Annotated in this window: 17 protein-coding genes and 1 riboswitch; of the genes, 13 read left to right on the top strand and 4 right to left on the bottom strand. The window is 42.9% G+C overall.

What is annotated here, in order from left to right; genetic code table 11:
* Nucleotides 1-9 precede the first annotated feature (9 nt).
* Together RB622_RS11150 and RB622_RS11145 are read left to right on the top strand one after the other, a co-directional pair.
* Entirely contained in the window at nt 10-660 is a 651-nt protein-coding gene (locus tag RB622_RS11150) for an outer membrane lipoprotein carrier protein LolA (RefSeq protein WP_308046624.1), read from the top strand.
* Between the two features lie 222 nt (nt 661-882).
* Nucleotides 883-1752 carry a mechanosensitive ion channel family protein gene (locus RB622_RS11145; protein ID WP_308046623.1) on the top strand — a complete coding sequence of 290 codons (870 nt, stop codon included), beginning with the start codon at nt 883-885 and terminating at the stop codon, nt 1750-1752.
* Between the two features lie 878 nt (nt 1753-2630).
* On the opposite strand, the gene ahcY is transcribed toward RB622_RS11145, so the two are convergent.
* The 4 genes from ahcY to murF form a co-directional block, all read right to left on the bottom strand.
* A complete protein-coding gene (gene ahcY / locus RB622_RS11140; protein ID WP_308046622.1) occupies nt 2631-3947 on the bottom strand; it encodes an adenosylhomocysteinase in 1317 nt (438 codons plus the stop codon).
* Between the two features lie 348 nt (nt 3948-4295).
* Nucleotides 4296-4886, bottom strand: a complete 591-nt coding sequence (locus RB622_RS11135) for a carboxymuconolactone decarboxylase family protein (protein WP_308046621.1) — start codon at nt 4884-4886, stop codon at nt 4296-4298.
* Nucleotides 4887-5023: 137 nt separating this feature from the next.
* Nucleotides 5024-5575 carry a peroxiredoxin gene (locus RB622_RS11130; protein WP_308046620.1) on the bottom strand — a complete coding sequence of 184 codons (552 nt, stop codon included), beginning with the start codon at nt 5573-5575 and terminating at the stop codon, nt 5024-5026.
* A gap of 228 nt (nt 5576-5803) precedes the next feature.
* Nucleotides 5804-7111 carry a UDP-N-acetylmuramoyl-tripeptide--D-alanyl-D-alanine ligase gene (gene murF / locus RB622_RS11125; protein WP_308046619.1) on the bottom strand — a complete coding sequence of 436 codons (1308 nt, stop codon included), beginning with the start codon at nt 7109-7111 and terminating at the stop codon, nt 5804-5806.
* Nucleotides 7112-7249: 138 nt separating this feature from the next.
* On the opposite strand from murF, the gene RB622_RS11120 reads away from it, so the two are divergent.
* From RB622_RS11120 to RB622_RS11070, 11 genes are all read left to right on the top strand, one after another.
* Complete coding sequence (locus tag RB622_RS11120) at nt 7250-9472, top strand: T9SS type A sorting domain-containing protein (protein ID WP_308046618.1); 2223 nt, start codon at nt 7250-7252, stop codon at nt 9470-9472.
* Nucleotides 9473-9748: 276 nt separating this feature from the next.
* Nucleotides 9749-10828 (top strand): L-rhamnose/proton symporter RhaT, encoded by a 1080-nt coding sequence (rhaT, locus tag RB622_RS11115; protein WP_308046617.1) that lies wholly within the window; start codon nt 9749-9751, stop codon nt 10826-10828.
* Between the two features lie 20 nt (nt 10829-10848).
* Nucleotides 10849-12087: a DUF6786 family protein gene (locus RB622_RS11110; RefSeq protein WP_308046616.1), complete on the top strand. Its 1239-nt coding sequence runs from the start codon at nt 10849-10851 to the stop codon at nt 12085-12087.
* Between the two features lie 177 nt (nt 12088-12264).
* The gene (locus tag RB622_RS11105; protein WP_308046615.1) at nt 12265-13452 is read left to right on the top strand and encodes a VCBS repeat-containing protein; all 1188 of its coding nucleotides are present in this window, start codon (nt 12265-12267) and stop codon (nt 13450-13452) included.
* A gap of 48 nt (nt 13453-13500) precedes the next feature.
* On the top strand, nt 13501-14346 hold the full coding sequence (locus RB622_RS11100) for a sugar phosphate isomerase/epimerase family protein (protein ID WP_308046614.1): 846 nt from the start codon (nt 13501-13503) through the stop codon (nt 14344-14346).
* Between the two features lie 240 nt (nt 14347-14586).
* Nucleotides 14587-14679, top strand: a riboswitch (SAM riboswitch).
* Between the two features lie 162 nt (nt 14680-14841).
* Nucleotides 14842-16098 carry a TlpA disulfide reductase family protein gene (locus tag RB622_RS11095; RefSeq protein ID WP_308046613.1) on the top strand — a complete coding sequence of 419 codons (1257 nt, stop codon included), beginning with the start codon at nt 14842-14844 and terminating at the stop codon, nt 16096-16098.
* A gap of 44 nt (nt 16099-16142) precedes the next feature.
* Nucleotides 16143-17321: a cysteine desulfurase family protein gene (locus tag RB622_RS11090; RefSeq protein WP_308046612.1), complete on the top strand. Its 1179-nt coding sequence runs from the start codon at nt 16143-16145 to the stop codon at nt 17319-17321.
* Nucleotides 17322-17507: 186 nt separating this feature from the next.
* Nucleotides 17508-20711, top strand: a complete 3204-nt coding sequence (locus tag RB622_RS11085) for a SusC/RagA family TonB-linked outer membrane protein (RefSeq protein WP_308046611.1) — start codon at nt 17508-17510, stop codon at nt 20709-20711.
* Between the two features lie 210 nt (nt 20712-20921).
* The gene (locus tag RB622_RS11080) at nt 20922-22367 is read left to right on the top strand and encodes a SusD/RagB family nutrient-binding outer membrane lipoprotein (protein ID WP_308046610.1); all 1446 of its coding nucleotides are present in this window, start codon (nt 20922-20924) and stop codon (nt 22365-22367) included.
* A 241-nt stretch (nt 22368-22608) separates the two neighbouring features.
* Nucleotides 22609-22887, top strand: a complete 279-nt coding sequence (locus RB622_RS11075; RefSeq protein WP_308046609.1) for a hypothetical protein — start codon at nt 22609-22611, stop codon at nt 22885-22887.
* A 217-nt stretch (nt 22888-23104) separates the two neighbouring features.
* Nucleotides 23105-23599, top strand: coding sequence for a GNAT family N-acetyltransferase (locus RB622_RS11070; RefSeq protein WP_308046608.1), 495 nt, complete (start codon nt 23105-23107; stop codon nt 23597-23599).

Below are 23599 nucleotides of genomic sequence, written 5' to 3'. Positions count from 1 at the left end.
ATATTGATTATGAAAAAAATAACAAGTTTCTCGTTTGTGCTTTCCATCGTCGCTTTTGCAAGTGTATTTACAACGTCGGTGCAGGCACAGGGAGATAAAAAATCGACGGCTATTTTAGACGCGATGAGTAATAAGTATCAGAAGATAAAATCTTTCAAAGCAATTTTTACATACACACCGGAGGGAGGAAAAGCTTTAAAAGGGGACGCGACCGTTAAGGGGACAAAATTTCGTTTGAAGATGGCAGGTCAGGAAATTTTCAATGATGGAAAGCTGATGGCAACTTATATCAAGGAAACAAACGAAGTGAATTATCAGGACTTTGATCCATCGGCAGGTGGAGACCTTGACCCGACAAGAATTTACTCGGCCTATAAAAAAGGTTTTAAGTATGCTTTCTTACAGGAAAAGAAAGAGGGTAATCAGGTTTATGAAGTGGTTGAGTTAACGTCAACAGGTAAAAACAGCCAGGTAGAGAAGGTTCAGATCCAGGTTAATAAGGCTGATAAATCGATAAACAGCTGGAAGATTTTTCAGAAAAATGGTCAGAAAGTGACCTATAAAGTGGAGCAGTTTCAGCCCGATGTTGCGATCGCTGATACTTATTTTACATTTAACTCCAAACAATTTCCAGGTGTTGAAGTGGTTGATTTGAGGTAATTGATCAGAAAATCATTGCTGGTTAAAGATTAAAAAGGGAGAAAAGTCGTTATGGGTTTTTCTCCCTTTTTGTTTTAAAAATGACAAAGGTTGACAAAGAAAATTTGCGATAAATGATGTAAACTGTGCAACAATTATCGCGTAAGTTTGTTTAAAATTAGTACCAGCCGGATTTTAAGAAGTTATCTGTTATCCGGCATTCTTATTCTTTTTTGCGTATACATGTTATTTCTTGAGCTTTCAAAAAAAGTGGATCCTATTTTCATAAAACTGGACAGTTGGTTTGATCTCAGCATTAGTTATGTGCCTAATGTTTTGATTGCAATTCTCTTGTTGGTTATTTTCCGGTTTTTGGCTGGTTATGGGGGGCGGTTGATGGCGAATGTATTGGCTAAGGCTTCACAGAACGAGGCGCTGGTAAGTCTTGTTTCCGCTTTGACCAGGATCGTTATTCTTACCACAGGACTATTTTTTGCACTGGGAATATTGGGATTGGAAAAGACCGTAACATCCATGGTGGCTGGTGCGGGTGTATTGGCGTTGGCGCTGGGTTTTGCGTTTCAGGATTTGACTACCAATTTTATTTCGGGTGCTTTTATCGCGATACAAAGACCAATCAAAGTAGGTGATATTATTGAGACAAACGGATTTACGGGGAAAGTTAAATCGATAAACCTTCGTTCGGTTATCATCGATAATCTGGCGGGGCAACAGGTTGAAATCCCCAGTAAGGACATTTTTCAAAAACCGATTACGAATTTTACGCATTCAGGAGAGAGGCGCGTTCAGATTGACTGTGGCGTTGGATTCACGGAAGATCTTGCTTTGGTTGAGAAAATTAGCCTGGAAGCGATGCATTCGCTGGGGTTTTTGAGTGCGACCAGATCGGTGGATTTTAGTTATGTAAAGTTCGGAGCCAGTACCATTGATTTTCAGGTGCAGTTCTGGATCGATCAGGCAAAGACAGGGCCGGGGTCAGCGAAAAGTGAGGCGATAAAGGTTTTAAAAACGGCGTTTGATATTCATGGGATAGTCATTCCGGTGAAGGGCTCGGAAGTGACACCGACGGAGGCTAAGAAGGATTTGACATAATAAGGCTGGTAGTTTGAATGGGGATATCGTTTCCAATTCTTATATCACCCTTTCAGGGTTTGGGCCGCGGCTGTTAGCTATTTTTTTTCTACAATAATTTCATCCCTTCGGGATTTGGTTGGTAGCGAGGGTGCGATTTATCTAATGTATTGCCTTTGTTGATTAATTTGTTTCTTCGACTGAAATATTGTTTCCAACTCTTATGGCGCGATTTCAGGGTTTGGGCCGCGGCTGTTAGCGATTTTTTTCTGCAATAATTTCATCCCTCCGGGATTTGGTTGGTAGATCGGGTGCGATTTATCCAATGTATTGCCTTTGTTGATTAATTTGTTTCTTCGATTTGAATCTTGTTGCAATTCTTATATCACCCTTTCAGGGTTTGGGCCGGGGCTATTAGCAATTTTTTTCTACAATAATTTCATCCCTTCGGGATTTGCTGGATTGACTAGTTAAGACACGTCCATACCGCTGATAGGTATGAAACGTAATGTTTATATAAATACCAGATGTTATTAAAACCCACCAACCAAATCCCGAAGGGATGAAATTATTGTAGAAATGAGCTCCTACGAGCCAGATCCAAACCCTGAAAGGGTGACATACCCCCTAGACATGATATTTCCAACCGGGGAAAGAATAAAATCCAAAATCACGTCAAGTCAAAAAGCGAAAACATTAACTAATAGCTCGCCCAGCGCACTAACCAAATCCCGGAGGGATGAAATTATTGTAGCAAAAAATTGTCCACGAGCCGGATCGGAACCCTGAAAGGGTGACATAATATCTTCGACAATATTTCTTACCAACGAAAAAGGCCTGTTTCGAATCATGTTCGAAACAGGCCTTTTAACGTTTAGCCAACCGCTAAAAAGCAATGCTTAGTATCTGTAAGTATCCGCTTTGAAAGGACCTTCTGTTGGTACACCGATGTAAGCCGCTTGTTCAGCCGTTAATACATCAAGTTTCGCACCAACGTGAGCCAAGTGGAAAGCAGCTACTTTTTCATCCAAAGCTTTTGGAAGAACGTAAACTTTTTTCTCGTATGCAGCCGTGTTCGTCCAAAGTTCGATCTGAGCAAGAGTCTGGTTAGAGAATGAGCATGACATCACGAAAGATGGGTGACCCATTGCACAACCTAAGTTAACCAAACGGCCTTCTGCAAGCACGATAATGTCTTTTCCTTCTACTGAATAGATGTCAACCTGAGGTTTGATCTGAGATTTTGTAGAGCCGTAGGCCGCATTCAACCAAGCCATGTCGATTTCGTTATCGAAGTGACCGATGTTACAAACTACTGCCTTATCGCGCATTTTAAGGAAATGCTTTTCAGTGATGATACGGAAGTTACCTGTTGCTGTAACGATGATGTTAGCACGCTCAACTGCTTCGTCCATAGTCACAACTTCGAAACCGTCCATAGCTGCCTGAAGCGCACAGATCGGATCGATTTCAGTAACCAAAACACGGCATCCTGCACCACGAAGAGATTCAGCAGAACCTTTTCCAACATCACCATAACCTGCTACTACTGCCACTTTACCAGCAAGCATCAAGTCGGTTGCACGACGGATTGAATCTACAAGTGATTCACGACAACCATATTTGTTATCAAATTTAGATTTAGTAACGGAGTCATTTACGTTGATTGCAGGCAAATGAAGCGTGCCATTTTTAAGACGGTCATACAGACGAAGAACACCTGTTGTCGTTTCTTCTGAAAGGCCTTTGATGCCTTCGATCAATTCAGGGAATTGGTCAAAAACCATGTTGGTAAGGTCACCACCGTCATCAAGGATCATGTTCAATGGCTTGCGCTCTTCACCGAAGAAAAGCGTTTGCTCGATACACCAGTTGAATTCTTCCTCGTTCATACCTTTCCAGGCATATACAGGGATACCCGCTGCCGCGATTGCCGCTGCTGCGTGATCTTGCGTTGAGAAAATATTACATGAAGACCAGGTAACATCAGCACCCAAAGCTGTAAGTGTTTCGATCAACACTGCAGTCTGGATCGTCATGTGAAGACAACCTGCAACGCGTGCACCTTTCAAAGGCTGTGATGGGCCGTATTCAGCGCGGATTGACATAAGTCCTGGCATTTCAGCCTCAGCCAATGTAATTTCTTTGCGACCCCATTCGGCCAGCGTTATGTCTTTAACCTTGTAAGGAATGTACGTTTCTGTTGACGTTGCCATTTTCTATTTAGATTTTGTTGTCGTTTTGAATACGACAAAATTAAGTAGAAAAACCAACAGGATTCATATTTGTAGATGAAAATTGGGGTTTTGATTTAGAATTTAGATATTCTATCCGGAAATGACTTCGTTAGATAATTTTTAAAGCAACAGGAGGGGTTTCAGAACGTATGTGTAGATATTTTGTCTAGTGATTGTTTTCGTTGATCTTTTATTCAGGAAAACAGGGTTAGTGCGTCTGATAATCAGTGTAATACTTCTGATGTTTAAATCGAAAAGCGCTGCCTTATGAGCAGCGCCTCGTATATAAAGATTACCAATGGGTTATTCAACCGCCTGATAAGAAGATTAGATTAATACAGTGAAACTCTTGAAAATCGCTCCGATGCGTACGGCATCAAAAATACGAGCCTGTGTTCCGCCGTGGTTAAGCACGGATTGTTCGTGAGAAGTTACGCACATTTCGCAGCCGTTCAGTGCTGAAACAGCCAGACTTAGTAATTCGAAAAATTCTTTGCCAAGTACCGGATTAACCATGATACTCATTTTGATTCCGGCAGGAGCCGAGTTGTAAAACTCTTTGTCCATAAAGTGTCTGAAACGGTAGAACACGTTATTGGCATTCATCAAAGAAACACAGGCAGTAACTTCGGCAAGTTCTTTTTCGTCAGCACCTTCGGCAACGGCGAGTTCTTCCAAAGCTGTGATAAGTGCCGCGTTTTTCTCGTTAACTGCAACGGAAAGTGCAATTAACAAAGCTTCTTTACGGTTGATATTTTGAGATTTTAAAACGTTACCGATATTGATTTTCAGGTCTTTCAGGTAACGGTGATCTATTGCTGCCAGCTTGTTGATAAGCACGCTTTCAAATTCAGCAGGCAAATTGATTTCTTTATACAGAGAATCTTTCGTGTTCCCTGTTGCTGCAAATGGATACATTTTAGTGAGATTGGAAGTGGGGAAGAATGAAGTGTTCTTTAACTGTTTGCTATTAGCGGTTGGCTTTTAGCTTTAAAAATGAGCCAGACCTATTTCCTGGCTCATTTTCTTCAATTTGACTTAACTTATATCGTGAATTAAACTAATGTCGCTTCTCCTTTAACCCAGTTGCAAGGACAAAGTTCGTCAGTTTGCAAAGCGTCAAGTACACGAAGAACTTCGTCTACGTTACGTCCAACTGAAAGATCATTTACACATACCCAACGTACGATTCCTTGTGGATCAACGATGTACGTTACACGGTAAGCGATTTTTTCGTTTGCTTCAAGGATACCAAGATCTTCAGCCAAAGATTTTGAAGTATCAGCAAGCATAGGGAATTGAAGATCACGAAGATCATCGTGGTTTTTACGCCATGCAAGGTGAACAAATTCGCTATCTGTTGAAGCGCCGATCAAAATAGTATCGCGGTCAGCGAAGTCTGAAGTCTTTTTGTTGAATTCAGCAATCTCCGTTGGGCAAACGAAAGTAAAGTCTTTTGGCCACCAGAACATCACCATCCATTTGTCAGCATTTTTGTGATCGTCAGATGTGATATCGTAGAATTCATTTCCTTTTTCAAGAGAAACTACGGATGTTTTTTTGAATTCCGGGAATTTCGATCCAACTGATACAATTGTATTTTTCATCGTTGTTATGGTTTCTGTGGTTTGTATTATTTTATGATCACAAAACTACGAACAACGGGTACCCAAGGCAAGAATTGGCATGGTACTATTCAAGGTAATGCTTGAATTAAATAAATGAATTTATGTTTTCTATTGAAAAAGTAGTCTGTATAAATAAAATCTATAAGTCTATAAATTTGGACTATATAATTATATTTATAAATTAAGTAATTATATAAATCCAAGATACTATTGCGGCATCACACTCAGCACCGACTCCAAAGCCATGCCTCTCGAACCTTTGATCAGGATGTGTGTATCCATTTGCGGATTGTCCATAACCCAGTTATGCAAGGAGAATTTATCGGGGAAATAATACGCTTTTGGCAAAGCCGGTAATGCAAACTGCATCAGTTTTCCTGAAAGAATCACAAGGTCAAACTTGGCCTCCGCGACTAATTTTCCTAAAGCCAGATGTTCTTCTTCCGCCGCATCTCCCAATTCGAACATATCACCCAGGATGACCATTTTGCGTTTGGCATCCAGTCTTGCGAAATTTTCAATCGCAGCAACCATCGAAGAAGGGTTCGCATTGTAGGCGTCCATGAAAACGGTATTGGTCCCGCGTTTTACAATTTGCGAACGGTTGTTGTCAGGCTGATAATTAGCAACGGCTTCGTACGCATCTTCATCGGTAACTTCAAAATGCTTGCCAACGGCCAGTGCAGCGCATATATTGTCAAAATTATAATGGCCAGGGATATGCGTTGTGACGGTTTTGTCTTTATTGCCTTTGAAGATAACCACCGGACTTTCCTGTATCAGTTCCGGATTAACGGGGCTGCTTTCGGTACAGTAAAAAATAATTTCTCCAAACGCCCGGCGTTTGCTAACCATTTCCATGACCGCATCGTTTTGTACATTAACGAAAACAGTACCTTTCTTCTTGGACAGAAAATCCAGAAGCTCTCCTTTTCCTTTTATAATCCCTTTTACGCCGCCAAATCCTTCCAAATGGGCCTTCCCTATATTGGTGATCAATCCGTGGGTTGGCTGTGCAATGCTGCTCAGCAGGGCAATTTCTTCCTGATGATTGGCACCCATTTCCACCACGGCCATTTCGTATTTCGCAGGATCGATGGCCAGTAAAGTCAGCGGTACACCGATGTGGTTATTCAGGTTTCCCTTTGTTGCATAAGTCTTGTATTTCATAGACAAAACCTTGGCAATAAGTTCTTTGGTCGTCGTTTTTCCGTTGGAACCTGTCAACGCAATAACGGGAAAAGTAAAGGTCTTGCGGTGGTGACGGGCAAGATCCTGAAGGGCAGTCAATACGTCTTCAACCAGTAAATGTCTTTTATCGGTAACGACATCAGGATTGTCGACAACTGCGTAAGCGGCCCCTTTTGTCAATGCTTCAGAGGCATAGGTATTGCCGTCGAAGGTATCTCCTTTTAAAGCAAAAAAAATGCAGCCGGGTGTAATTTGGCGGGTGTCTGTGCTGATGGTGTGGCCTTTAAGGTAAATATCGTAAAGCTGTTCCAGTGAGGTATGCATGAGAATTATCTGACGGTATAAAATCGGTTCATAAACTTTGCCTGTTCCGCTCAATCAAATGGCCGTAATTTCGTTACGTTTACATATGCGATTGTCCAGCTGAACAGACCGACAAAATTAATAGATTATTATTCAACGATGCGCACGAAATTTACCTGCCTCTTATTCTTTGCTTTTTCTGTTGTTTTAACCGCCCGGAGCCAGGCCCAAAAGTCATGGTTCAAAATGGATAGCCTTACCGTTCTTGCTGCCAATGGAAAAAAACTCCTCAATCCCTGGACCGGTGGTTTGAATGCCGGACAGTTTTCTAAAATGGATCTTAATGGCGACGGAACGGAAGATCTGATTGTTTTTGACAGAACCAGCGGAAGTTTGTCCACATTTCTGGCTGTTGCCGATCCGGCGAATGCGCAGAAGAAGGCCTGGAAACACGCGCCATCTTATGAATATCTTTTTCCAAAAATGGATAACTGGATGGTTCTCGCAGATTTTAATAAGGATGGTCATAAAGATCTTTTTACCTATACGCCATTGGGAATCATGGTGTACAAGCAGGTGCGCGACGGGAAAAACTGGTCATTTAAGCTTGAAAAAGCCGCGTTATACACTGAGGGGCTGTCAACTGACGTGAATTTGCAGGTTTCCGGGCAGGACATTCCGGGGATAACCGATATTGATAACGATGGGGATATCGACGTGATTACGTTTGATTTTGAGGGGATGGCCATTGAGTTGCACCAGAATATGAGCATGGAGCGTTACGGGGTTCCGGATAGTCTGATTTACAAGCGAAATGGGCAGTGTTGGGGGAATTTTCACAAAGGCGACGGTGAGGGTTTTGAACTTGGCGGAGATTGCGGTGTGGTAGGTAATTCACCCAGGCGGGTGATGCACACGGGAAATTCCATCATGTTACATGATCTTGACGGCGATGGTAAAAAGGATTTGATCGTTGGGCATGTTAGCAACGACCATATCTCTTTTCTGAAAAACACCGGCGAAAATCTGGTTGCGAACTTCACCAGTTATACACATAATTATCCCTCAGTAGATCCCATTTCATTTTATATTTTCCCTGCGGCCTATTATGAGGACGTAGATTTTGATGGTGTGAAAGATTTGATTGCCGCGCCGAATGTACCGAATAATGAAGGGAATCTGATGAATTTACAGTCTTCAAACTGGCTCTATCACAATGCAGGGACGAGTGAAAATGCAGATCTTAAACTCGTTCAGAAGAATTTTTTACAGGATCAGATGCTGGATGTCGGAGAAAACGCGGCGCCTTCTTTTTATGACGTTGATGGTGACGGAGATCTGGACATGGTGATAGGCACGGGTGGCACGCGTGATGGAAATAATTTTCGTGGCCGTTTCTGGCTGCTCCGTAATGTCGGAGATAAACAAAATCCAAGTTTTGAAGTGGCTTCTGATAATTATCTCAATGTCCCGGCAACGCTGAATATGTATAATCTTAAACCCCAATGGGCCGATTTTAATGGTGATGGCATACCCGACCTTGGTTTTGCCGGAACAACCGTCAAAGGCCTGGCTTATTATTATATTCCAAACAAAGCAGGAAAGGATCAGGCGGTGCAGTTGAACCCTGCGGACATGATTTCGATCACAATGCCTGATCAGTCGCAGGTTACCGATTATCCCTATTTTTATGATGGCGATGGCGATGGTGATCTGGATTTGCTTGTTGGTAAACCCCGGGGAAATGTCAACTATTACAAAAATACGGGCAGCAGCAAACAATTTGTGCTCAACCTGGAAACTGAGGCCTTTGCCGGTTTGGACGTGAATTTTGATGGAAGAAATGTGCAGGTATCCGTTGCGGATGTGGATCTCGATGGCAGACCAGACCTCTTAACCGTTGATTTTTCGGGCAAATTAAGGATTTCTCATTCCGGCGAATGGGGTAAATGGACACAGCGGGAAAGTCTCCTGATTGATCATAATGGAAAAGGCAACAGCCCGCTATTAGGTTTTTATCTCTATGCAACTGCCGCAGATTACAACGGAGACGGTAAGCCGGATATCGCCGTTGGGGGTAATACGGGAGGTTTACGTTTGCTCCAGAATATCCTGCCGCTGACGATCACCCCGGTGGAACCGCCGATTGAGCAAAGTGTAAAAGTGTATCCCAATCCGGCCAGAGAATATGTTAAGGTGTTTTCCAGCCAAAACGCTGCGCTTACGGTATTCTCGGCGAATGGCGTGGCAGTACAGCAAAATATTGTAATAAGGGCAAATCAGGAGAAAGAAATTTCGACACTAAACTGGACGCCGGGCTTATATGTATTAGAATTTAATACCGGTTCGGCGCGGGTTGTTAAAAAGATTGTCATTCAGTAAGGTCGTTATTGCAGTTTTGAATAACGTTAAAATTGAATTTGTTCAAATAAATAACGAAAAATTATAAATGAGATATAGGTTAAGTAAACACTTACACTCAGTTACTTAACCTGTGTCAGCCATTGAATTATGTAATTATTAAATCAAAAAACCGTATTTAGAGCAGTACGGTACAGGATGCGCTATTTCTCTGTGGGTGGCAATTTACGGGTTAAATGAGTGGTACAGTTGAACTTACACATTCATTAACCGAAAAAACATTAATCCTGTAACCTCATGCAAGCACTTCTCGGTGTAATTTTTCATTTTATTGGTGGCTTCGCTTCCGGCAGTTTTTATATTCCTTACAAAAAAGTCAAAGGATGGTCTTGGGAAACCTACTGGATCGTGGGCGGACTATTTTCCTGGTTGATTGTGCCTCCACTGGCGGCTTATCTGACTATCCCGGGTTATACTGAAATTATCGCACATACGGATGGGGGGATCCTGCTTCTGACTTATTTCTTTGGCGTCCTCTGGGGTATTGGCGGATTAACCTATGGTCTCGGCGTACGTTATCTGGGTGTGTCCCTGGGAAGTTCAATCATCCTTGGACTTTGTTCGGTTTTTGGAGCCCTAATTCCTTCGGTTTATTATTTGTTTGAACCAAAAGCAGGAAAAGATTCTATTAAAGACCTGGCCACCAGCAATTGGGGACAAATGGTTTTGCTTGGATTGCTGGTTTGTGTGATCGGGATTATTATCTGCGGAAAGGCTGGTGCCATGAAGGATAATGATTTGAAAAAGAGCGGGGTTATTGGCGATAATGCTGAATTCAAGATTGGCCTGGGACTTACGGTTTCCATCATCTCAGGTATATTAAGTGCATGTTTTGCTTTTGGTATTGACGCGGGAAAAGTAATGGCGGAAGAAGCAAACGATATTTGGAAAGCGGCGAACCCAGGTGAGGGTGAATTCCTTTTCCAGAATAACGTAACCTATATTGTCATTTTGCTGGGCGGTTTGACGACCAACTTTATCTGGTGTATGATGCTGAATGCGCGTAACAAAACTTTCAGCAATTATACGGATAAAAGCACGCCTTTGCTTTCCAATTATATTTTCTCGGCGATTGCAGGAACCACCTGGTTTCTTCAGTTTTTCTTTTACGGAATGGGAGAAAGTAAGTTGGGTAACGGCCCGAGTTCCTGGATTTTACACATGGCATTTATCATTTTAATTGCCAATACCTGGGGGCTGGTCCTGAATGAATGGAAAGGTGTGACCAAAAAAACGCTGACGACGATTGTGGCTGGTATTTTGGTGATCATTCTATCGGTATTAATTGTGGGCTATGGAAATTACCTGCATGAGTAAATAGATTTTTTTTGATGCTTATGAAGAAACAAATCTCAATTATTTTCATCATTGCGCTGGTGACCGTTGGTTGCCAGAAACAAAAAAACAAGCAAGAAAAAACTGTGGAAGAAACTATGGCAAGCCAGGAAGGTACTTTTGGGTACGACCTGGCTTTTTTGAAAAAATATAAGCCTGTTATCCTGCTGACAGCACCCGATGCTGAAAAATCGCAGGCTATCGTCGTTGCTGACTATCAGGGCAGGGTGATGACCAGCACCACGTCCGGAGATTCTGGCACCAGTTTTGGCTGGCTGAATTATGCACTGATAAAAAGTGGTGCGCATAAGCCCCATATCAATGCCTTGGGCGGGGAAGACCGTTTTTGGTTATCTCCCGAAGGCGGGCAGTTTTCAGTTTATTTTAAAAAAGGGAAACCGTTCACATTTGAGCACTGGCAAACGCCTGCGGTTATCGATTCGGAGCCTTTTGAGGTGGTTTCCTCGGGATCGTCTTCCGTGAAATTCAGGAAGACAACGGCGCTTGAAAATAATGCAGGGACAAAGCTGAATCTGCTTATCGAGCGTGAAGTGAAGATGCTGAGTAAAACAGAAATCTTAGAGGCACTTGAAGTTTCCGATCTTGATCACCTGCGTGCAACGGCTTATACTTCCATCAATTCAATCACGAACACCGGAGCTGACTGGAACCGTGAAACCGGCACGTTGGGAATCTGGATTTTGGGCATGTTTAAGCCGTCACCTAAAACAACGATCGTTGCTCCGTTTTCCACCGAGCATGCGGCAAAACCCCTATTAACTTCCAATTATTTTGGCGATATACCCGGTGATCGGCTGGTAACCGGAAATGCAGCGGTATTTCTGAAAGCAGATGGTAAATTCAGGAGTAAAATCGGGTTGTCGCCTAAATCAGCAAAAAATGTGGCCGGAAGTTATGATGCTGAAAAAGGTATCCTGACAATCATTTCTTACGATATCGATGAAAAAGGTGAATACCTGAAATCGACCTGGGAAATGCACAAAGATCCTTTTGGTGGCGACGTACTGAACGCATACAACGACGGGCCGTTGGAAGATGGTTCTCAAATGGGGCCTTTCTACGAACTTGAATCCAGCTCGAAAACCGATATTTTAAAGAAAAATGAGAAGCTGGTACATCGCCACAACACCTTCCATTTTGAGGGCGACAAAGTTTCGCTGAACAAAATTTCGTTAGCTGTCTTAGGCGTAACACTGGATGCGATTGAGAAAACTTTCTGATTCAAAATCTTGATTTACAGAAAGTCATCATTTTAGTAAGTAGTAGAGAAAGATATAGTTTATATTATTGATTTTATAATAAGCTATTAATCACTTGGTTATTGAGCTAGTCGCATATTGCCAACAGCTACTTAAAACTGCGCTTGTAAAATATTATCCCGGAAAATATACATGGTTATGAAAGTGAAAAAGAGAGACTTCATAAAAGTATTTTGTTTGACGCAGGTACTGATGTTGGGCACGCTGGCTTCCTATGCCCAGAAAAAGGGAAAGACAACTGTTTTTGAAAAACACACCATTACCTCCGATTTTATTGCTGAAGGTGCTGCTATTGGCGATGTGAATAAGGATGGGAAAAAGGACATCCTTTCCGGAGCCTATTGGTTTGAAGCGCCAAATTGGACGAAACATGAAATCATGCCACCTAAGGTTTTTTCATGGAAAGATGGATACAGTGATTCATTCCTCAATTTCAGCGTTGACGTAAATCAGGATGGCTGGGTTGACCTGATCCGTATTGACATTGCTGCCAAGCCCGCCGTTTGGTATGAAAACCCTAAAAACAAATCAGGGCATTGGACTGCGCGCCAGATCTATCCGTCTATTGGCAACGAATCTCCGCTTTTTGTAGATATCGATGGTGATGGCAGACTTGATTTGCTGGCAAATGACCCGGAAAACAAGCAGGTGATCTGGCTAAGTCAGCCGCGGAAAAAGGGTGATTTTGAGTGGGAAAAGAATATCATCAGCAGCGATCCGGAAATTGCAACCCACATGTACACCCACGGCTTGGGTTATGGGGATATCAACGGTGACGGAAAACCGGATGTTATTGTAAAAAATGGTTGGTGGGAAGGTACTGATCATCCGAAGACAAAAAACTGGAAGTTTCACGCAGCGAATTTGAGTCAGGATTGCGCGCAAATGTATGTGTACGATGTCAACAAAGACGGGCTTAATGATGTATTAAGTTCATCCGCACATAACTATGGGATTTGGTGGCACGAGCAGGGCAAGGATGCGCAGGGTAATACCACCTGGACGGAGCACGAAATAAGCAGGGATTTTTCTCAATCCCACGGACTTGGTTTTAAGGATGTTAACGGAGACGGTGTTCCCGATCTTGTTACTGGAAAACGCTGGTATGCACATAATGGAGGTGATCCGGGCGCACAGGATGCGTCGCTGGTCTACTGGTATGAATTGAAACCTGGAAAAAATCCGACCTGGATTCCTCATCGGATAGATACCGAAGCGGGTGCGGGCCTACATGTCGAGATTGAAGACATGAACAAAGACGGGCTCACTGATATCGTTACAGGCAATAAAAAGGGTGTTCACTTTTTTGAAAATCACAGGAAATAATCGTTATTCCGCCATCATTTCCCAATACACACGTTCAATCCCATTTTCATGAAATTCGGTATCAATACCTATTTGTTTTCCTCTCCATTTACAAACGAGAGCGTTAAATTTTTTCCTAAGTTTAAAGAATGGGGTTTTGATTTTGTAGAAATAGCCGTTGAGGAACCTGCTGATATTAACCCCGCCCTCGTACGGAAAGCGCTGGACGACAACGGGCTGGAATGCCGTTCGGTATGTGCCGCAACAGGGCCCGGGCGTGACCTTCGCGGGAATCGAAAAGAACAAATTGTGTCGATGGATTATATCAAATCACTGATTGATATCGCGCCGGTTTTGGGCAGTTCCCTCGTTGCCGGACCGATTTATTCGGCAGTCGGAAGGGCTGAATTTGTGACGGCAGAGGAGCATCATAAACAATGGCTGACTGTGGTGAAACATTTAAAATCACTTTGTGCGGATGCTGAAAAACAAAATGTAAAACTGGCTATTGAGCCGCTGAACCGCTACGAAACCGATTTTATCAATACATGTGACCAGGCATTAAGTCTTATCAAGGATGTTGACAGCGACGCGCTCTATGTGCATCTTGACTCTTTTCATATGAATCTTGAAGAGAAAGACCCTGCGCTGGCAATTTTGAAAGCCGGTAAAAAACTGGCTTTGCTGCATGCTTCGGGCAGCGACCGCGGTACACCAGGCGGGGATCAGATTAACTGGGAAAGAATTTTTGTGGCATTGGACAAGATCGATTACCAGGGCGACATTGTGATTGAATCTTTTACACCCGATGTCAAAGTGATCGCGAAAGCAGCCTCGATCTGGCGAAAAGTGGAGTCATCCAGTGAGTCCATAGCCATCGACGGATTGAAATTCCTCAGGTCTTTAAACTTATAGATTATTTTTTCTACCACCCAAGGCATCTGGCATGACCAAATATTATATCAAAATATTAGGTTCCTCTAGATGTATTAGGTGGTGACGTAATAAAACATTTACAATTATTCTTTACTAACACGTCGGGGGCGAAATATTCTTTTCGCCCCGTTTTTCGCCCTGATTTCTTACTCTTAAAAAAATTAAGAAAATCCTTGCACAGGAAATTTTTAATTCACAGCTTTGCCTATCGAAATAGTAGATTTATAAAGAACGAAGGGAGAGGTTAGGCTCAATGATCTTCTGGCAACCTATGACTCATAAGGTGCCCCAACCTAATTCTAATGATAAATCTTTAGAATCCACTGAACAAAAAGTTATTGCCGAGTACATCCTGTTATAGGATTTTATTGATGTTGTCCCGGAAAAAGAATCATTCAACTGGAATTATTTGTCTATATATCTAGTTAGATGGTAGAGAATATATACTATTATTTAAACTGAAATTTTATATATATGAAAATCAATCGTTTATTGTTTGCGCTGTTATCGGCATCGATTCTCGTAACCGGAATTACCGGAAATACATTTGCCAAGAACAAACCGGTTAAAGAAGGAAACTGGCGTGGTGTTTTTAAAGTCGGTGAATTGGATATTCCTTTCAATTTCGAAGTTAAAAAGAAGACAGGGGATGCGTTGGTGCTAACCGCTGTTAATGGCGATCGCCGGGATGATTTCAATGCGAAATATATCACAGCGGATTCCTTGCTGGTAACGCTCAATACATTTGAAGCAGGTTTGTTTGCAAAGATTGAAAATGACGGAAGTCTGACGGGGGCACATAAGAGTCTTGTGCCGGGTGCAGGCAGAGTGATTCCGTTCACGGCAAAGCCGGACCAGTCGTATCGTTTTATTGAACCTGGAAAAGAAATCAAACCTGCGGCAGACATTACTGGAAAATGGCTTATTAAAATAAAATCCGACAAGCTAGCTGCGGATCGTGTGGCTGTTTTTGAACAAAAGGGAAATAAATTAAACGGAATTATCCTGTCTGTCACAGGCGACAGCCGTGAACTTCAAGGGGATGTGCAGGGAGATGAATTTGTACTTTCCGGTTTTACAGGATCTGGGCCTTCTTATGTAAAAGGAAAGATTATCGATGGAAAATCAATTGAGGGTGCTATTGGCGCCGGTGCCAATCCGATCAGATTCTCCGGGACGAAAGATGAGAATGCCGCGCTTGCGGATGCTTATGCACTTACGTTTCTGAAACCCGGTTATGACAAATTGGATTTCACTTTTCCCGATCTCAACGGCAAACAGGTTTCGTTAAGTGATGAAAAATACAAAGGCAAGGTCGTGATCATTGAGCTATTGGGAACCTGGTGTCCGAATTGTATTGATCAGGTTCAGTTTATGGCGCCCTGGTATAAGGAAAACAAACATTTGGGTGTAGAAGCCATCGGTTTGGCTTTCGAGGCAAAGGACGACTACGAGTTTGCGAAAAAGACTTTGACAAAATTGAAAAACCGCTACGACATTCAGTATGATCTGCTTTTTGCAGGAAAGGCTGATAAAGATGTGGTAGCTCAAAAATTGGTAGCATTGAAAGAATTTCTTGCCTTTCCGACGACGATTATCGTAGGACGTGATGGCAAAGTAAAAGAAATCCATACCGGATTTTCCGGAAAAGGAACGGGGCAGTTTTACGATGATTACGTGAAAAAATGGAATACGGATCTTGCCAAACTGATCGCCGATCCACTGCCTTAATTAAAAATATTCAAGTTGGAAATCTTCAAACTAAAAACTTAAAAATGGAAATTTATTGTGATAGCGCGGCCACGACGGCCATTGATCCAGAGGTTATTGAAGCCATTTTGCCTTACCTGACAACAAACTTTGGCAATCCTTCGTCAAGCCATTGGGCCGGGCGCAAAGTGCGCGAAGTGATTGATGCCGCGCGTCAGACGGTTGCAAGGTTATTAAGTGTGACGCCGGAGGAGATTTTCTTCGTATCAGGCGCTACGGAAGCAAATAATCTGGCACTTTCCGAGTCAATCAGGGAGTATGGTTTGACGCACGCGATCACAAGCCGGATTGAACACAAAGCCGTTTTGGAACCGCTTTTGAGACATGAAAGAGAAGGCGATATCGAAATAAGTTATGTGAAGCTGGATAAAAAGGGAAATGTAGATCTGGAACATCTGGAAAGATTGTTAGATGCCAACCCACAATCACTGATAAGTTTGATGCACGGCAACAATGAAATCGGGAATCTTACGGATATACAGGCGATTAGTAAACTGGCGAAGAAATACAACGCAGCATTTCATACGGATACTACGCAGACCATCGGTAAAGTACAGCTCAATCTGAGTGAATATCCGGTTGATTTTCTGGTGGGATCGGCACATAAATTTCATGGTCCGAAAGGAGTCGGATTTATTTACATCAACAAAAGGCATAAGCTAAAACCACGGATTTTGGGTGGCGGCCAGGAGGGCGGACAAAGGGGAGGAACGGAAAATGTGATTGGCATTGCTGGTTTGGCCAAAGCACTGGAGATTGCTTACCGCGATTTTGATGCAGTCCAGGAAAAAACATCCGCGCTGAAACAACGCCTGATTGCACAACTTGAAAACAGCGGTATTGAAAATATCGGTTTTAATGGCGAAAGCAGATCTGAGGTTAAAAGTCTTGGCGCTATTGCTAACGTTTCCTTTCCCTGTTTGAAATCGGGGAGCTTGGTCAACAGCCTTGATCAGTTGGGGATAGCGGTGTCCGGCGGGAGTGCCTGTTCCAATCTGGGCAACGGCGGCTCTCACGTAATCAGGGCGATTGAGCATGAGGCTGACAAAGAAAATGTTCGTTTTTCTTTCAGCAAATTTAACACGAGCGAAGAGGTTGATCAGATGGTAAGCACAATCCTAAGAATTTACCAGTCCGATGTAACCCTTTCAGGGGCAGGGATTTTGAAGGAATCGTTTGCCTGAATTTCTTAACGGACAGGGGTTTTACATACGATTCACGACGCTATTTAAATACAACCGTTCACGCACAGTAATGCCAAATGTTTTGGAAAGAAATCTTGTGCGTTTATATTTGTATATTAAATCTATAAATTTAATAGGATAATAATTTTGAAAATAATTTACCGCAATGAATACCCAGTTTTAATTATGAAAAAAAATCTAATTTATTTACTCCTGGTTCTTTTTACCGGGCAAGTAAATCTGGCGTTTAGTCAGGACATCACGGTCACTGGAAAGGTTGTTTCGCAAACGGATAAGGAGGCTTTGCCAGGCGTGTCCATATTGCTTAAGGGAACTTCCCGTGGCACAACCACAACGGCGGAAGGCAATTACAGCATCGAAGCAACTCCGGGATCCGTTCTTATTTTCTCTTTTATCGGCTTAAAAACGACCGAGTTAACCGTACCAGCCAACGGAAAACTGGACGTAATACTGGCAAATGATGACACAGTTTTACAGGAAGTTGTCGTGACGGCACTCGGTATAGCGAAGGAGAAAAAGTCACTTGGTTATGCTGTGCAGGAGTTGAAAACAAAGGATTTGGCGGAGGCGCGCGAAGGAAATCTCGTGAATGCGCTGGCAGGGAAAATAGCCGGTGTGAATATCACCAATAGTCAGGGTGGTATGGGGTCGTCCCGCATCGTGATCCGTGGGGAAACGTCCATCGCGGGTAATAACCAGCCTTTGTTCGTGGTCGATGGTATTCCGGTGGATAACTCACAACTGGGTGCAGGTGCCAACGGCTCCCGCGACTTTGCAAACGCAATAGCCGATATCAACCCGGACAACATTGAATCGATCAGTGTTTTGAAAGGGCCCAATGCAGCGGCATTATATGGTTCCCGTGCGTCAAATGGCGTTATTCTGATCAAAACGAAATCGGGGAAATCTTCGGTTCAAAAAGGACTGGGCGTAACTTTGAACATCGGTTACACCCTGGATAAATTGCTTGTTTTACCAAAATACCAGAATGTTTTCGGACAGGGAACCGGCGGACAATTTTCTTACAAAGATGGAAAAGGCGGCGGCATAAACGACGCGACGGATGAAAGCTGGGGGCCTAAAATGGACGGACGTTTGATCCCGCAATTTTTCTCAAACGGTGAGGCGGTACCTTTCGTGGCACATCCGGATAACGTAAAGAACTTCTTCGAAACCGGACATACAAGAACAACGGGTGTCTCGGTTTCGGGGTCAAATGAAAAACTGGATTATCGTTTTTCATTCAATAACAGCAAGCAAACCGGGGTTATTCCGAATACAGATATTTCTAAAAACTCGTTTGGTGTAAACACAACCTACCGCATCAATGACAAACTGACTTTATCAACCAGCGCTAATTTTGTACGCACGGGCTCAGACAACTTACCGGGAACATCCGGACGCGGAAGCAGTGTAATGCTTCAATTCTTATGGTTTGGCCGTCAGGTGGATACCGAGCTGCTGAAAGACTACAACAAAGGCGGATTTGATTACAACTGGAACCACAGTTATTATAGTAACCCATATTTGCTTCAATACGAAAACACGGTTGAGCAGCGCCGCGACAGGTTTTTTGGCAACGTAAACCTGAATTATAAAATTACAGACTGGCTGACTGCCACCGTTCGGACCGGTAATGATTACTATACCGACAGGCGTAAATTCAAAGTAGCCTACGGAACAAATGGTACCCCTTTCGGATCGTATACTGAAGATGGTTATGCCGTAAATGAGAACAATACCGATTTTAATTTCAATTTACACAAAGCGATTGGCGCAGATTTTGAAGTGGACTGGTTGGTAGGAGGAAGTTTTCGCAGCAATTTCAACGAACAAAATTATCAGCAGGCTCCTAAGCTGGCAGTAAGCAATCTGTACACGTTGAATAACTCACGTGATGCGTTGATTTCTTACAATGTGTTGCGCAAGCAAAAAGTATATAGTGGATTTTCTTCAGCCCAGATCGGTTTCAGAAACTATGCATTCCTGAACCTGACAGCCAGAAACGACTGGTCGTCGACGCTTCCTTCGGGAAATAACTCTTATTTCTATCCCTCGGTTAACGCCAGTTTGGTACTTACAGATGCATTTAACATCAAAAGCAACATCCTGACTTTTGCTAAAATCCGCGGTGGATGGGCTGAGGTTGGAAAGGACACGGATCCTTATCAGTTGGTCAATACATATCCGTTCAACCAGCCTTTTGGCAGCAGTCCTTTGCTGACCGTTTCGGATGTACTTTTAAACGCCAACCTGAAACCTGAAATCACCCGTTCAACGGAGGTTGGTTTGGATCTGGCCTTGTTCAGAAATAAAGCCAGACTGGATTTCAGTTACTACAATACTGACAGTTATAACCAGATCCTGAAAGCTGACGTAAGTCCTACAACGGGTTACAAACAGAAATTGCTGAATGCAGGCCACATCAATAACCGTGGATTTGAAGCGATGTTAAACGTAAAACCCGTTGCAACTGCTTCTGGCTTTAAATGGGATATCGGTATCAATTTCTCAAAAAACGTAAGCAAGGTAGTTTCTCTGGATGACGAAGGATTCCTGAATGACTACAAACTGGGATCAAACGGATCGGCTACGGTGTATGCCAGTAAAGGCCTGGGTTATGGTGCCATTTTTGGAACCGCCTACACCAAAGATGCCAGTGGAAACATTGTGATCGGCGCCAATGGCTTACCGGTTCGTGATGCCAATCTGAAAGTTTTAGGTCATTACACTCCCAAATGGATCGGTGGGGTTACCAATTCGTTTTCTTTCAAAGGATTTAATCTGAGCGTTTTGATCGATACAAAACAAGGTGGGTCTATCTACTCGGCAACCAATGCAACGGGGAAATATACGGGTGTTTTGGCGGAAACATTGCAGGGGCGTGACGCGGCACATGGTGGTTTAACCTATTACTATCCTGGAAATAACAAATCAGCGGCAGCGGTTCAGGTGAATACGAGTGGTTCTGCACCCGGCGGCGAAGTGGTTTACGAAGACGGGATCATTGCAAAAGGTGTTACTGCTGACGGCAAACCGAATGCGACTATTGTTTCAGCAGAGAGATATTACAAAGGTGTTTACAGTAATAGTGCCGGGATTAACGAAGCGAGTGTTTTGGATGCTTCATTTATCAAGCTGAGAGAGGTGAAACTGAGTTATGCGTTTCCTCAGAGCTGGGTTGGTAAATACAGTTTGCAAAATGTAGTGCTTTCGGTTTATGGACGTAACCTGGCATTCCTGCAAAGAAAAGCTTCCAATATTGATCCTGAAACCGCCTTCAACACAGGCAATTCGGGGCAGGGTTTGGAATCACTTCAATTGCCAACAACCAGTTCTTACGGTTTTAACCTGTCAATCGGATTTTAATGATCCGATTTCCGGTAAAACTGTTTACCACAAAGAGCACGAAGCGGAGGCCGCGCGGTAAATACACGAAGGTTGCAATGAAATTGCCGCAATGTAAAAAACTTTACCCCTTTGTGTAAAGCTTTGTGCCCTTTGTGGTAAAACAAAATATCAAGTTTTTTGTCATACTCAATATAAATCATATTGAACCATTGTTTAATAACAGAAATAATGAATCATAAAAATATAATTTTCAGAAGCGTTTTCACTTTGGCACTTGCAGGTTTTTTAGGGGCGTGCCAGGATGATCTTGAAGATGTGAACAAAAATCCAAACGAGGCAATCATTGCCCAGCCGGATTATTTGCTTGCCAATGCGATCAAATCCAATGCCGATATTATCCTGGGTTCTGATGCTTCAATGGAAACGACGACCTTGTATGTACAGCATTGGGCAAAAATTCAGTATACAGATCCCGATAAATACACGGCCAGCGTAACAAATATTCAGAATGTCTGGACAAATTTTTATTCGCTGGGCCTGACCGATTTCGATAAGGTGATCAAGCTCGGAGAAGAGTCAGGAAATGTGAATTACCAGGCTGTCGGGCTGATCTTAAAATCGTGGTCATTTCAGTTGCTGACAGATTTATACGGAGATATTCCTTATAGCCAGGCGGTGAAAATCGAACAATTTCTTACACCTAAATACGATGCCCAAAAGGATGTTTATCTGGGTTTATTGGCTGATCTGAAAAAAGCGTCGGATTTGATCAATACCAGCGGAAGCCCGATCAGCGGGGATCTTGTTTACAATGGAAATCTGACAAAATGGAAAAAATTTGCCAATTCGCTTCGTCTGAGAATCGCATTGCGAATCGCTGACAAAGACCCGGTAACGGCAAAGGCCGTGGTAACGGAGCTGGCTGCAAACCCAAGTCTGCTTATTGCGAGCAACGATGAGATTGCCCAGTTGAATTACCTGAGCTCGCCAAACCAGAACCCGGTTTCAAAAGACCGTGAAACCCGTGATGATTACCGCGTAAGTAAATCCGTGATTGACAAACTCCAGGAACTAAAAGATCCGCGTCTGGCTGTTTTTGCAAACAAAACGGTTGATGCGACGCCAACTGGTTATGTGGGCGTGACAAATGGTTTGCTTGCGGATTCAGCAGCCAAACTTGGGTTTACAAAAACTTCTAAACTGGGCGATTATTTCACTGCACCGACGTCACCAGCTGTGTTTCTAAGCTATTCGGAAGTACTTTTCAACCTGGCGGAAGCGGCCCAGCGTAATTTTACTTCCGGTGATGCGGGCGCGTTATATCAGCAGGCGATCACGGCTTCTTTGCAGCAGTTTAAAATCAGCAGCGGAGATATTGCAACCTACCTGGCACAACCATCCGTGGCTTACAATGCGGCTAATTATAAAAAATCAATTGGTGACCAGAAGTGGCTGGCATTGTTCAGTCAGGGACTTGAAGCCTATGCAGAGTGGAGAAGACTCGATTATCCGCAACTCAAACCGGCTTATGCAGGTGTGTTGAATGGAAAATTCCCATCGCGATTGACTTATCCGACAGGCGAGCAGGCATTGAACAGCACCAATTATAAGGCGGCTGTGGCAAACCAGGGAGAAGATAAGCTGACAACCAAACTATGGTTTGACGCTCAGTAAGGTTAAAAAGATATAACAAGCAGATTTTGTTTTCCGCCGGAAGCATAGGTTTCCGGCAGAAAACAAAATTTAAGCCGAAGAAAAGCAGGTTTTAGGTACAATATCGGATTAATTTAAGTTATTAATATATAAAATTAGTAGACTATATAGAATAGTCGAGAATTAGTAGTAAATTTGAGTAACATAAGCAGAAACAATTTCAAAATAATCACAACATCAATGACTATAAACTTCATATCCAATGAAAAACACGTATCAAATAAAAATTTCCTACCGGAATAATCTGAGTCTTCACAAGATTACTTCGCTCATCGAATCGGTGAAAGGCGTGAAGATCAAACAACTGAATCTGATCAGCAAAGGCAGAGACTTTGTGGGCGTGCTTGGCGTCGAAGTTGCGCATCTGATCGATCTTGACGCTGTTGTATCGCTTATCCAGTCAAACCGTGAAGTATCTACGGTAGAAAAAATACATCCCAATCCCTTCGCTGCTTCCACAGAAATGTGGTGTACGCCTTAATGCTTCCGGCCCCGGTTCAAGAATCTGACTATAAAATCAAGACAACCGCCTTATAGTCTTTTCTTTCTTTTTAGATTTTATCCATCGCTTCCTGATTTTTATTGTCCTTAAAAACAGTGGTTTAAGACATATTTTTGTCAGCCTGTGAAAATTTAATAGTTTCGTTTTTTGCATTTTATGTAGTCAACTACATATATTTGTACATAAATTTAGCAGTATGTCAAATATACCTCACATAGAGCCTGTTGGTAATGCATATTCCCAACAGATCGTAGACCTGATCATCCCTATTCAGCAGATTGAATTCGGCGTGCCGATAACCCTGGCAGACCAACCCGATTTGCTGGATATTGAAAACAATTATCACGCGACGGGAGGCAATTTCTGGGGCGCTTTACACGAGGGTAAAGTTGTCGGGACGATTGCCTTGATTGCTATTGGCGATAAAAAGGGCGTGATCCGTAAAATGTTTGTCAACAAGGATTTTCGGGGAAAAGAGTTCGGGATTGCGCAGAAACTGCTGGACGAACTTGTTGTTTACAGCAAGGCCAATGGAATCGACGACCTGTATCTTGGGACCGTTGACATCTTGAAAGCAGCGATACGTTTTTACGAAAGAAATGGTTTTGTAGCGATAGCCAAACAGGATCTGCCAGCTACTTTTCCCATTATGTCGGCGGATAATGTTTTTTACCATCTTGAAATCCAATGA

It is taken from the genome of Dyadobacter sp. LHD-138 (genome assembly GCF_030929615.1).
Taxonomy (GTDB): Bacteria; Bacteroidota; Bacteroidia; order Cytophagales; family Spirosomataceae; genus Dyadobacter.
This window is presented reverse-complemented; position numbering and strand designations above follow the sequence as displayed.